Below are 12,638 nucleotides of genomic sequence, written 5' to 3' on the forward strand. Positions count from 1 at the left end.
TTATTCCGCCTTTGCTGTGGCCGCGGCGGAGGTTTTCTGTCCCGCAATTTTTACCAGAAGCCCCGTCACTGCGTTAGGCAGCTGGGTTATCAGAATCTGATCGCCGGCCTTCAGATCATTGCTCTGAACCAGCACCAGGGGCTTACCGTTTTGATCCAGACTGTCACCGACTCTTACAATTTGACGTGAAACCAGGCGTTGATCCTGAACGATATAGATACGGTCAGTACCGAAGATCGCCTGAGGGGGCAGCGCCAACAACTGAGGTTGCTCTGGCATACTCAAATTAAGGGCGATAGACCGGCCAGGTTCCCCGCTGTAATCATTATTACTAATACTGAACAGACCATCGATACCGATACCGCCACCTTCAACGGCCGCTGCCAGACGTTCCAGCGTTAAGTTCATTTGCTGGCCATCCAGTTCGGCGCTAGCCTGAATATTCTGTTTTGCTGCAAGCTGCTGACGTATAACGGGTAAAAACCGGCTCGGGATCTGGGCCCTGACTTCCAGTTTTTCGGTGTTGTAGATATTCAGAAGCGAGTCACCACTTCTTACCCGGTCTCCCGCAGCAACATTAATGCTGGCGATCCTTCCAGGGAAGGGCGCGATAATACGGGTGCGCTCCAGATCCAGAGCGGCTATATCACGCAGTGCTTTGGTCTGTTTTAACTGAGCTTCCAGTTGTGCCAGCCGGTTTGGATGATCGTTAATTGCTTGTTGACGGCTATTGAGTGACAGCGCTTGTTGCTGCTTAGTACGGCGGGCATCGTCCAGTTGATTCTGGCTGGCAACCTGACGGCTGCTAAGGTTTTTATAGCGTTCTAATGTGCGTAGGGTAATGTTAACCAGTTCTTTTTCTATTTTTAGCGCTTTAAGGTCGGACTGATAACGCACTTTTTCAGCTTGAATCTGCGCTTCTATACGCTCCATATCTGCCTGACGTTGCGCCAATAGCAGATTGGCATCACGGTTATCCAGCTTTAGCAGTAACTGACCGGCTTCGACCAGTTCGCCTTCGGAAATATTTCTGCTTTCAACAAAGGCGGTAACCGGGGCCGACAGGGTGCTACTTGAAGGGGCTTCAATCTGTCCATAAAGTGAAAGCTTTGGTGCATAGCTGCCGTACTCCGCACTGATGACTTTTACGGTCCAGACCCGTTCTTTGACCGGTTGCGAAGGGGCGGTGGGTTTAGTTGCGATAAGCAGAACAAAAATAGCGACGGCGCCGCCAAGAATCAGAATAGGAAGTATCCAGCGCTTATTGCGTTGGAAGAAATTAGGGACTGCTTCAGCCATTGCCGGATCCATTATTAATCGCTGTTATATCAGAAGATCATAATACATATGCTATCTGCTGTGTGTAGTAATTGTTCTGACTTTACAATTCTTTACCAGATGATAGGTTAGGGAAAGGTTTGTTCGCACCTTCCTTTATAGCTCAGAGACAGGAGTTCAGCATGAGAACCAGTTCGGTTAAAGCGCTTAACCCACAAGGATTTCATAAGGTGGTTTATCATGAATGGGGCAGTGCCGATAACGATCGGGTGCTGGTCTGTGTGCATGGTCTGGCGCGCAATAGCCGTGACTTTGATGATCTGGCGCTGGCGCTTTCCCGTGACTACCGGGTGATCTGTCCTGATATCGTGGGCCGGGGGGAGAGCGACTGGCTGCCACAAGGGGTTAACTATGATCTGCCCCGCTATATGAGCGATATGGTTACGCTGCTGGCCCGGTTAAATGTTGAGCAAGTCGACTGGGTGGGTACTTCCATGGGCGGACTTATCGGTATCTGTCTTGCTGCTCTGCCCGGTTCGCCGATCCGTTCATTGGTGCTGAATGATATAGGTACACATGTATCTAAGGAGTCGTTACAGCGTATCGTTCAGTATCTGGGAGATCACCGTTTTGCCAGTCTGGCGGAGCTGGAGCAATATATGCGGAACACTTATACCGCATACGCAGGTCTGAGCGATAAGCAGTGGCAGCATCTGGTGCAATCAGGTCATCGTAAAATTTCCGACACAGAATACGGTCTGCACTATGATCCCCGGTTAGTGGATGCAACCCGGGAGGCGCAACATCAGGATGTCGATCTCGAACCCTTTTGGAATATGATCCAGTGTCCTCAGATGTTGATATGGGGGCAGGACTCCGATGTACTGACCGAAGAGACCGTCGCCCGGATGCGGCAGCAGCGACCGGATATGGATCTGTATCAGATTCCCGGCATGTCCCATGCCCCGTCATTGATGGAAGAGGATCAGATAAAAGCGGTGCAATTATGGCTACGGAATAATCGCAATAAAAACCAGGAAACAGGCCGATGAATTTATTAACCCGTTGGCCCCAGAGTCAGCTCCGATTGACTTCTGCTCAGCGCAAAGAGGCGGTAGAGCGGGTGGAGAAGGCGTTTGCCTCAACCCTTGAATCTCTCAAAGTGGATATTGGACTGGTTGAATTACTGGAATCTATCTATGTGCCTCTGGGTGCCTGGTTGGTAGCCCGTAAAGAACAACAGCAAGGGCCGCTGGTTGTGGGTATTAATGGTGCTCAGGGGGCGGGTAAATCAACACTGTTTAATCTGTTAGAAGTGATTCTCGAAGATGGTTTTGATCTGCGTGTAGTAGGGTTGTCTATCGACGATCTCTATAAAACCCGGGCGGACCGGCAGGCCCTGAGTCACAAAGTGCATGACCTGTTCAAAACCCGGGGAGTGCCCGGCACCCATGATGTTGAATTGGGAATAGAGCTGCTCCGGTCTCTGAAAGGTGAATTTGGTTCCGATGCTAAGAATGTAAAGATTCCGGTATTTGATAAATCGATCGATGATCGTTGTCCGCCCGCTTTATGGCAGGAGTGGCATGGTGATGCGGATATTATCGTGCTAGAGGGCTGGTGCGTAGGGGCAGGTCCGCAGCCGGAAGCCGAGCTGGCTGAGCATATTAACGACCTTGAACGAAGTGAAGATCCAAACTGCATCTGGCGTAACTATGTGAATAAACAGCTCCAGGGTAGCTACAAAGAGCTATTCGCTATGATTGATGTGTTGATCATGCTGAAAGTGCCGAGCATGGAGTCGGTTTTTGAATGGCGATCTCAGCAGGAAGAGAAACTGGCGGAGCGGGTACGCTATTTTTATAACACTCAGCAGCCGACTCAACACCTTCGGATTATGAATGAGAGGGAGATTCGCCGTTTTATCCAGCATTATGAACGTCTGACCCGCACTATGCTGGAAGAGATGCCAGAACGCGCCGATATCTGTCTGGAGCTGAATCAAAACCATAAAACCAGTAGAATCCGCATCAATAAGCCACTGCCTGACCTGGATGGGTCATAGTAAAGGGAAGTCAGATGAAACGATTAGTATTAACCTGTGTAATGATATTGGCGATGCCGTTGTTTAGCGGTTGTCAGAGTGCTTATTACTCTGCCATGGAACAGGTCGGTATCCATAAACGGGATATTCTGGTGGACCGGGTTGAAGATACCCGGAATGCCCAGGATGAAGCACAGCAGGAGTTTGTCTCAGCACTGGAGCAGTTTCGTAGTGTAGTGAATTTTGATGGTGGCGAGCTGGAAAAAGTCTACAGTGAGATGCAGGGAGCCTATGATGATAGTGCCGCTGCAGCAGAAAATGTGACCGATAATATCCGAAAAGTGGAAGATGTATCCGAAGCCCTGTTTGATGAGTGGGAAGAGGAGCTGGACCAGTACACTAGTGCTAAGCTACGTAGCCAGAGTGCCCGTACTCTTCGCGATACTAAACAACGCTATAAAACCCTGCATGCCAGCCTGAAGCGGGCCGAGTCTAAGATGCAGCCGGTACTTAACGCTTTGCTGGATAATACCCTTTACCTGAAGCATAACCTCAATGCCCGTGCTATTGGCTCTCTGAAGGGCGAGTTCGGCGGTATTAAACGGGATATCGATCGATTGGTCGCCGAGATGCAGAAATCTATCAAGGCTTCAGATCAGTTTATTAAAGAGATGAAACAGTAAGGGTATTTTTACTGTTTCAAGCGGTGAAACCGACTACAGGCCTGATTAAATATAGCTGCTGTAGGTTATTGGTATTTAAGGAATGAAAATGAAGAAATATGTTGTGACATGCGCTTTAGTTTTTTCTGCACTATTGATGCAGGGCTGTTCACCCGAGGTAGGAAGTAAAGAATGGTGTGCTGAGCTTAAAGAAAAACCTAAGGGGGACTGGACGGCAACTGAAGCGAAAGATTTCGCCAAAAGCTGCCTTTTCTAAACCGTATATAAATCGATATCGATCGAATTTGGATCAAAGCTAATTAAGCCTGTGGTGAAAGCTCAGGCTTTTCTGATCTGAATTAATCGATATTTCTGCCAATCAACTTTTCTCAGGTGTAAAAAACCTGATCTGTCAGTAATATTATTGATCGTCTTCAGGGTCATAACCCTTTTGCTATTTTTCTGCGCTCACTACGACAGGCAGCTGGCCGTTAGCAAAGAACCAGGAGTCCACAACATAGCTTTGTTGGCTGGAGTTATCGGTCAGAACTGCGCTGTAGTGGGGCCCTGTTAAGTCCAGAATACCCCGATGGCGAGGATACCCGACACTGTGATGCTGTAATAGCTGGTTTTGTTCAAGCAGTAATAACGTAACAGTGGTATTGATGGTTTCTGCGACGCAGTCGAGCTGTGGCGTGCCCACAAACCAGCCAGCATTACGGCCCAGATCGCCCGCAGTGTTATTCTTAGCCCCGACGAAGCTTTCCATTAATGCCACCGCCTGACGAATCGCTTGTCGCTCTTCTTCTGGTGAGCGTGATGGTTCATTAAATAATTCTCTTATTGAAGACCATTCTGTGGCGGTGTAAGCCAATGAAGATTTATCCTCACAGCCGAACTTTTTACAGCTGATAAAGGCTTCAGGGCTGGGTTCAGGTACGGCATATCGGTTTAAAAACTGGTCTGGTGACTGAGGCTTAACCAGCTGGCAGCCCAGAGTGAATGTCAGAGGGATAGCGATAAGCAGTGTTCGGTATTTCACAATCCTTTCCTCAGAAAAACCTTAACAACAGTTTGAATGGTAGTTAGCTATGCAGATAGTCAGATAGGCAGCAGAGTCATCGACGCAGCGCTGTGCACAACCTTAGTAATAGTGCGATTGGTTGTATCGGCAATCAGAAGTGCCATCATATCCTGCAATGAAATAAGTTTACCAAAAATACGTTCATAGCTCAGGTTCCGGATACCTTCAGGACTGGTACCGTTACTCAGGATATAAAGCCCGCCACTGCTATCCCTGCGATTATTCAGTTGCCAGGCGATCGCCTCCAGATTGCGGGCGCTGTTATAAAGCTTCTGGTGATCGATCTCGTCGAGTATAAAAAACTCATCCTGATGGTTATATGCTGCATGGAGCATTCCGCTGATGCCGGCCATCAGAGCAAACACCCGGTCACCCTGAAAGTCATCGGCGAAGCTGACAGGTATCGCACTGATACCATCGGCACCCCGTAGTTCGCTAAAACCTTTCGCTCTGGGGTTGCCGAATAACTGATTGATGCGGGTTTCCAGCGTTGTGCCTGGCGGTGCTTTAGCTAACTCTTTAGGGTTACGTTTATAGAGTTTTATGGCCAGCTCGCGTGACAGGCGGCGTATCTCGCGAATATGCATATCGGTAACGCTGTCGATCTCCGTTTTGGCCAGGTTACTGAGTTTAAAACCGGAGCTGTTGCCGGAGTTATTAATAGCATTCGTTATACAGCCGCTCAACAGCAGTACCAGCATGGAGCAAAGTATTACCCTGATCAGACGGACTGCGGCATTAATCATCATTCAGGCTTCCGTTCCCATATAGGGAATTGAGTACCCTGGATCACTTTTGCTGAACCCGGGTTAGGCGTACTGAACGCGATACCGCCCTGAACAAAGCTTTCAAGATTACTGGTTTCGAGCTTAAAGCCTTTAAATAAGCCGAATTCAGCATCGACACCACTGATACTCCAGAACTGACTATCTGGCGTAATAAGGTTGCTATAACGGGGTTTAATATTAACGAACAGTTGTACCAGCTGGCTATCGTCGCTGAGTTCGAAACCTGAGACAGAGCCTACCGGCATACCTCTGAAGTAGAGCAGGCTTCGCTTGTTCAGTGAACCCAGTTGAGCGGTTTCTAAGACAATATTTAATCCTGGTAGCGGCAGGTCCGGAGGAATTTCGGACAGGCCGGTAAAGTTATACTGGATCTCTCCTGTACCGGGCAGTGCCTCAATATGATTTCCCAGCAACAGGGTTTCAGGATAATCAATACCGGATAGATCAATTTTGGCAGCCGCAACCCAGAACCGACTCCCCTTGTGAGCCAATAAACTACCTTGCTTATTCAGTGCGATATTAGCCTTAATAGTCCCGCGGGCATCGGTCAGCTCTAGCCTTTCAACAGTACCCATTTCGACCCCTTTGTAGAGCACTTTTGCACCTTCAGCGATGTTAGGACCACTGGGGAAAGTAACCTGGATATCAGGGCCTTGTTGAAGGGCTTTACTCTGATCCGGATGAAGGGTGAACAGCTGACGTGTTTTGGCCTGGCTTCCCTTATCATTCAGATTTGAAAATGAGATACCCCCGCGTAACAGACTCTGGATAGATTCACTATGCACCTGTACGCCTTCCTTAGTCAGGCTGGCATCGATACCGCTACTGTTCCAGAATCGGCTTTGATCGGTTACCAGGTGGCGGTAAGGCTTATCTATTAGCAGATAGATGATAACGCTGTTACTTACAGGATCCAGCGCATAGTGGCTGACACTGCCTACGGGTAGCTGCTTATAAAGTACCGGGGCATCAACAGTAACAGAGCCGAGGCTATCTGCCTGCACTCTGATAGATAACTTATCGGCGTTTTCTTTGTAAAGCAGACGGCCTTGCTTGCTAGCGTTATCGAAATTACGGAACAGATGAAAACTATGTTCAGGCTTAACGGCTTGCTGATCTTTAGTATCAGGCGTAAAAAAACTGATGCCGCCATCAAGGGTGCTGCTCAGGGTGCCGCTGTCCAGTTTGATGCCTTCAAGCCCAGCCTGCAGCTGAACACCGCTTTGTTCCCAGAAACGGCTGTTATGTTTGATCAGGTCTGCATGTTCTGGGCGAATAGTGGCATGAATAAATACTTTGCTGCCGTTTTCGTTGAGCTCATAACCCCTTACTTCGCCGACCTGAATCTGGCGGTATAAAATCGGTGATCCATAGCTGACAGATCCCAGTTGATTCGCTTCCAACCGGATATCGAAGCCTGGAATACCAGGGCGACGCGCTGGTGGATTATTCAATGCGGTAAATTCAAACTGGGGGGCTCCCGGTCCTGGCTGTAGTTCAATGGGTGAGCCTTTTATCAGATCACCCAGTTGCTGAAGCCGGTTGAGAGAAAGCTTTGGTTGCGGTAACCAGAACTGAGTACCACTACGTAACAGTGTGCTGGCCCGCGGATCGATAAGTAAGCGGGCGTTGAGCGTACTGAGATCAGTGCTAAGTTCAAGCTGCTGAACCCGCCCGACCTTAATGCCCTGACTGACTACCTGAGTACCTTCATGTAAAGCGGATCGGGCCGGGAATTTAACCTGTACTGCAATACCATCTTCAGCGGCTTCGAAATCGGCAAACAGATGGAACTCATGATCAGGATTGAGACCACCGTTATCATTGGGTGGCGAGTAGAAGCTTATACCCCCTGCAATAATGGCTGCCAGTGAACCAAAGCGCAGGTCGATACGGGGCAGATCGGCTTTCAGGCTGATACCGCTGGCATTCCAGAAGCGGGTGTTATTGTTGATCAGATGGCTGTATGCCGGTTCTATAAACAGCTCTATTCGGATCTGTTCTGCATTACTGCTCAGGCCGAAATTGATCACTTCACCGACTTCAATCTGGCGGTAAAAGACTTTTGCGCCACGCTGAATAGATTGGGCCGTATCAGCCAGTAGCGAGATATAGAGCCCTTTCTTATCTTTCAGCGGTGGGGGAGGCTCATCATCGGCGATAAACCGGGTTGTTTCTTCGCCCTGGCCAGGCTGTATTTCGATGTAATAGCCAGATAACAAGGTATCCAGGCCTTTTACGCCGCTGAGCGATATCTGGGGCTTAACAAGCCAGAAACGGGTGCTTTCAACCAGAATATTAGCCGCTTCTTTCTCCATCTCGATCAGGGCCGTAACGCTTTTCAGGTCATCATTCAGTTGCAGGCTTTTGATCATGCCGGTTGGCAGACCCCGGTACATAACTTTGGTTACACCGGCTTCAAGGCCTTCTGCAGTTTCAAACTGTACTTCAATCATAATACCGGCGTCCTGATAGCTTTTTACTACCAGCCAGCCAGCAATCAGCGCTGCGAGGAAAGGGAGTATCCAGACAACGGAAGGCCCGCGGTGACGTTTGATTACCGGCATAGAGGCCTGATTGTCGGATTGCGGAGTACTCATCAATCTTCCTTATGATTGCGACTTGTTTGCTTTGCTGCTTCAGCTTTGGCTATGCCATTATCCCAGATCAGGCGGGTATCAAAAGCGATAGCGGAAAACATCGTTAAAATAACCACAATAGCAAAAGCGGTAGCGCCGTGATTGCCCTCAATATGGGCGATATTCCCTAGTTGTACCAGCGCTACTAAGATACCGATAACAAAAATATCCAGCATTGACCAACGACCGATCCATTCTATGGCACGAAACATGATGGTTTTCTGACGCAGATTGGTTTCGAGCCCAAACTGGACAGTACTGAGCAAAATGGTCAGCGCGATTATTTTTAATAGTGGAACCACAATACTGGCGGTTAGCACGACCAGCGCAATAAATAGCATATCCCGTTCCAGAAGTTGCAGAATACCACCGAGAATAGTGCTGGGTTCACCCTGACCAAAGGTTTTAAATGTCATTATGGGCAGTAGATTAGCCGGCAGAAACAGCATGACGGCAGTGATCAGACAGGCCCAGCTATGATTGAGTGAGTTGGGGATTCGGCTATGCAGTTTTACGCCGCAGCGGTCGCAGTGATGACCTTCCATCGCGAGCTTATGCAGTTTATTACAGTCGCTGCACAACAGGTAACCTGATTGTCTGGCTGACTGGTAGCCTGAAGTGAGCGGCTTAGTCATAGCGTTTGCTCTGTTGGCGGTGATGATCGATTTGTTGCCAGAGCTGATGAGGGTTAAAGGTAATGCCCATAAGGGTGATCAGTATTATTAATGCGGCCAGACTATATAACCCTAAACCGATCTCAAGCTGGGCAATATCTTTAAGCTTGATAATGGAGACCAGTACACCCAGCAGGAAGATCTCCAGCATGCCCCAGCCGCGCAGGTGTTGATAACTATGCATAGCCTGACGCAGGAGCCTGCCACCCCAGCCGAAATGCAGAGAGCAACTGATATATAAAAGCGCAAGTAGCTGTAATAGTGGTATGACAATAGCGAATAGCATAATGAGTAGAGCTATCAGGAATAAACCGCCATCAAACAACGACATAGCGCTGTTGAGAATAATCTGGCTCTGGTTCTGGCCAAACACCTTCAGGGTCAGTATGGGAAACAGATTCGCAGGAATAAACAGGATGAGTCCGGCCAGCGACAGTGCCAACAGGCGCTCAATTCCATTAATGGTGGTGTAATACAGACGAGCATTACAGCGGGGACAGATAACATCTTGCCCCGGCTGATTTTCAACCTCTTCTATCAGCAGGTCGCACTCATGGCAGGCGATTAACTGATCTTCTGTATGTGCTGTCATATTAACTATGCTTTATCTGCCTTATAGTCAATCTGGGAGCTAACCCGGGCGGCTATGCCAAAGTCTCGTATCCGGGCAGCCGCATTATGAAACCAATTATTACGAATACAGAACTCAGAGTATGCCAGATTTATTACCTCAACCCATAACCCAATGGATGCAGCGGGCTGACCTTAGGCTGGTTGGTATTGAAAGCCTTACGGGTGGGTCTGTTTCTCAGGTACAGCGACTCGATCTTAAGTCGCCTGATAACACCGAATTAAAACTGGTGCTTAAGCAGGTGTACGGAGCAGGTCAGGGGCTGTTTGCTGCCGAAGCAGAAGGGCTGGACGTACTACGTTTACAACAGTCTGAGGCATTATTGGTTCCCCGGGTGCTGTTACAAACAGATAACTGTCTCTTACTAGAGTATCTGCGGTCGGGCTCTCCCACGACTGCATTTGACCAGCAACTGGCAACCGGTCTGATGTTACAACATCGGCAATATGGACCGGGTTTTGGATTCAGCAGAGATACCTTTTGTGGCGGAACCCGGCAGGATAATAGCTGGCAACAAGATGGCCGCGATTTTTTTGCAGAACAACGCTTGCAGCCCCTGATAAGTGGTTGCCGGAATAAAGGTTTATTAACCTCTGAAGAGGTTCGACAGTTGGAGCGTCTTACGGGGTGCTTGCATCAACTGATACCTGAACAGCCTGCTGTACTTCTGCATGGGGATCTCTGGCATGGTAATCTGATCTGTGGCCCTTCGGGTGAGCCCGCGCTGATCGATCCTGCAGTTTATTATGGCTGGGCCGAAGCCGAATTGGCGATGACCCTGCTGTTTGGTGGTTTCAGTGATAGATTCTATGATCTTTATGCCGAACAGGCTGATCTGCTGCCAGACTGGCAATCTCGCACCGATCTGTACAATTTGTATCACTATCTTAATCATTTACTGCTGTTTGGTGAGGTTTATCATCGTGATGTTATGGGCATAGTAAAGTACTATAGCGACTGAATTTAGCAGGATTACCAGGTTATTTATGAGTCAATCTGATCAGGGTGATTTTAAAGCCCTACGCCGAGAATATGTGGCGCAACCTTTGAGCCGGTCCGATCTGGCGGCTGACCCGTTACAACAGTTTGCTGACTGGATGCAGACGGCAACTCAATATAGTCCAGACGATGCAACCTCCATGACGCTGGCGACCGCCAGTAGCAGTGGCATGCCGTCTGCCCGTATTGTGTTGCTGAAACACTTTGATGAGGACGGTTTTGCCTGGTACACCGATTACCGCAGCCGTAAAGGTCAGGAGTTGGCTGAGAATCCGCAGGCAGAGCTGATGTTCTACTGGTATGGCCTTGAACGTCAGGTACGGATTCAGGGGCGGGTTGAAAAGCTGTCACCAGAACAGGGCAAAAAATACTTTAACGAGCGTCCGGTAGGAAGCCGTCTGAGTGCCGCTGCCTCGCATCAAAGCGCGGTGGTTGAAAGTCGTGAAACCCTCGAGCAGGCAGTAAAAAGCCTGCAGGAAAAGTATGTTGATGGTGATATCCCCCATCCCGAGTTCTGGGGCGGGTATCGTTTAATTCCCAGTCACTTTGAGTTCTGGCAGGGCCGTGAAAGTCGCTTACATGATCGCTTTACCTATTCGCAAGTTGATGGGCAGTGGCAGATAGATCGCCTTTCCCCTTAAAAGCGCCCCGATAATTGATATAAAAAGTTGATGAGCAGATCGATGACTGAACAACTATTACCTTGTGTTGAAATTGAGCCAACCGCTCCCGCTGTGGCCAGCGTTATCTGGTTGCACGGTCTGGGGGCGGATGGGCATGACTTTGAGCCTGTAGTACCCGCATTACAACTGCCAGACAGTTTGCCTGTACGTTTTATTTTCCCCCATGCTCCGGCTCAGCCTGTCACAGTCAATGGCGGCATGGTGATGCCTGCCTGGTACGATATTCTGGAAATGAATATCGAGCGTAAGATTGATAAAGATGGGCTGTTGCGCTCGGTTGTTCAAGTGGAAGCATTGATAGAACGGGAAAAGCAGCGCGGTATTCCTGCTGAGCGGATAGTGCTGGCGGGATTCTCGCAAGGTGGCGCTGTGGTGTATCACGCAGCGCTTTGCTACAGCGAAAAACTGGCGGGACTGTTAACGCTTTCAACATATATCGCTACGGCCGATCTGATTTCCGGACAGTTGGAAAACGTGAACCGGGATCTGCCGGTAATGATACATCACGGTGTGCATGACGATGTGGTGCCACTCAGCCTGGGTACTGATGCGGTCAGCTTTCTTGAACAACATGGTTTTCAGCCAGATTGGCAGACCTGGCCGGTAGATCATGGTCTTTGTCTGGAAGAGGTTGAGACAATAGGTAAATGGTTAACAACAATTTTGAACAGGGAAACCAACTGAATGAATATCAGTAATAATAGCTATGTAGAGATTCATTACGCTTTGTATGATGAAAGCAACGAGGTCGTTGATGGTTCCCGTGGTGGCGAGCCATTGCCTTATATTCAGGGTAAGGGAAATATTATTCCTGGCCTTGAACAGGCGCTGGCGGGACGTGCAGAGGGCGAAAAGTTTACTGTTACTATTGAACCCGCTCAGGGTTACGGCGAACGGGATGTCGAAAAGGTGTCGATCATTGATCGTGAATCCTTTGCCGGGTTTGATTCAATTGAAGTCGGTATGTTGTGTCAGATCGAAGCCGAGAACGGCGAGCCTCAACTGGTCACTCTGATCGCTATTGATGAAGAAGAAGTGACTATAGATGCAAATCATCCGTTTGCGGGGCAGACGCTGAATTTTGAAGTAGAAGTGATGACTGTTCGTGAAGCCACAGAAGCGGAGCTTCGTGACGGTATTGTTGGATAAAAGGAGT

General features: G+C 48.9%; 14 protein-coding genes. 8 read left to right on the forward strand and 6 right to left on the reverse strand.

All coding sequences use genetic code 11. From position 1 onward, the window contains the following. On the reverse strand, positions 1–1,299 hold the full coding sequence (locus tag EHS89_RS09360) for an efflux RND transporter periplasmic adaptor subunit (RefSeq protein WP_124925877.1): 1,299 nt from the start codon (positions 1,297–1,299) through the stop codon (positions 1–3). A gap of 161 nt (positions 1,300–1,460) precedes the next feature. On the opposite strand from EHS89_RS09360, the gene EHS89_RS09365 reads away from it, so the two are divergent. From EHS89_RS09365 to EHS89_RS09380, 4 genes are all read left to right on the forward strand, one after another. Continuing rightward, a complete protein-coding gene (locus tag EHS89_RS09365) occupies positions 1,461–2,330 on the forward strand; it encodes an alpha/beta fold hydrolase (RefSeq protein ID WP_124925878.1) in 870 nt (289 codons plus the stop codon). Next, positions 2,327–3,343: a hypothetical protein gene (locus EHS89_RS09370; protein ID WP_124925879.1), complete on the forward strand. Its 1,017-nt coding sequence runs from the start codon at positions 2,327–2,329 to the stop codon at positions 3,341–3,343. The genes EHS89_RS09365 and EHS89_RS09370 overlap by 4 nt, the downstream gene beginning before the upstream one ends. Before the next feature lie 14 nt (positions 3,344–3,357). Then, a complete protein-coding gene (locus tag EHS89_RS09375) occupies positions 3,358–4,005 on the forward strand; it encodes a DUF2959 domain-containing protein (protein ID WP_124925880.1) in 648 nt (215 codons plus the stop codon). A gap of 88 nt (positions 4,006–4,093) precedes the next feature. Continuing rightward, positions 4,094–4,261: a DUF3012 domain-containing protein gene (locus EHS89_RS09380; RefSeq protein ID WP_124925881.1), complete on the forward strand. Its 168-nt coding sequence runs from the start codon at positions 4,094–4,096 to the stop codon at positions 4,259–4,261. Positions 4,262–4,438: 177 nt separating this feature from the next. Here EHS89_RS09380 and EHS89_RS09385 read toward each other — a convergent pair whose 3' ends face one another. Genes EHS89_RS09385 through EHS89_RS09405 form a run of 5 tightly spaced genes read right to left on the reverse strand, consistent with a single transcriptional unit; the run spans position 4,439 to position 9,761 of the window. Next, positions 4,439–5,026 carry a hypothetical protein gene (locus tag EHS89_RS09385; protein WP_124925882.1) on the reverse strand — a complete coding sequence of 196 codons (588 nt, stop codon included), beginning with the start codon at positions 5,024–5,026 and terminating at the stop codon, positions 4,439–4,441. Positions 5,027–5,085: 59 nt separating this feature from the next. After that, a complete protein-coding gene (locus tag EHS89_RS09390; protein ID WP_229753742.1) occupies positions 5,086–5,817 on the reverse strand; it encodes a hypothetical protein in 732 nt (243 codons plus the stop codon). Then, positions 5,814–8,456, reverse strand: coding sequence for a PqiB family protein (locus EHS89_RS09395; protein ID WP_124925883.1), 2,643 nt, complete (start codon positions 8,454–8,456; stop codon positions 5,814–5,816). The genes EHS89_RS09390 and EHS89_RS09395 overlap by 4 nt, the downstream gene beginning before the upstream one ends. Next, entirely contained in the window at positions 8,456–9,130 is a 675-nt protein-coding gene (locus EHS89_RS09400) for a paraquat-inducible protein A (protein WP_124925884.1), read from the reverse strand. The genes EHS89_RS09395 and EHS89_RS09400 overlap by 1 nt, the downstream gene beginning before the upstream one ends. Continuing rightward, positions 9,123–9,761 carry a paraquat-inducible protein A gene (locus EHS89_RS09405; protein WP_124925885.1) on the reverse strand — a complete coding sequence of 213 codons (639 nt, stop codon included), beginning with the start codon at positions 9,759–9,761 and terminating at the stop codon, positions 9,123–9,125. Before EHS89_RS09405 ends, EHS89_RS09400 begins: the two co-directional genes overlap by 8 nt. 121 nt (positions 9,762–9,882) lie before the next feature. Between EHS89_RS09405 and EHS89_RS09410 the strand changes: the two genes are divergently transcribed. Genes EHS89_RS09410 through EHS89_RS09425 form a run of 4 tightly spaced genes read left to right on the forward strand, consistent with a single transcriptional unit; the run spans position 9,883 to position 12,631 of the window. Beyond that, entirely contained in the window at positions 9,883–10,761 is an 879-nt protein-coding gene (locus tag EHS89_RS09410) for a fructosamine kinase family protein (protein ID WP_124925886.1), read from the forward strand. 25 nt (positions 10,762–10,786) lie between these two features. Continuing rightward, positions 10,787–11,440 (forward strand): pyridoxamine 5'-phosphate oxidase, encoded by a 654-nt coding sequence (gene pdxH, locus EHS89_RS09415; RefSeq protein ID WP_124925887.1) that lies wholly within the window; start codon positions 10,787–10,789, stop codon positions 11,438–11,440. A gap of 42 nt (positions 11,441–11,482) precedes the next feature. Further along, positions 11,483–12,166, forward strand: a complete 684-nt coding sequence (locus tag EHS89_RS09420) for an alpha/beta hydrolase (protein ID WP_124925888.1) — start codon at positions 11,483–11,485, stop codon at positions 12,164–12,166. Continuing rightward, positions 12,167–12,631 carry an FKBP-type peptidyl-prolyl cis-trans isomerase gene (locus tag EHS89_RS09425; RefSeq protein WP_124925889.1) on the forward strand — a complete coding sequence of 155 codons (465 nt, stop codon included), beginning with the start codon at positions 12,167–12,169 and terminating at the stop codon, positions 12,629–12,631. Positions 12,632–12,638: the final 7 nt, after the last annotated feature.

Source organism: Amphritea balenae, from assembly GCF_003858655.1.
In the GTDB taxonomy this organism is placed as follows: Bacteria; Pseudomonadota; Gammaproteobacteria; order Pseudomonadales; family Balneatricaceae; genus Amphritea; species Amphritea balenae.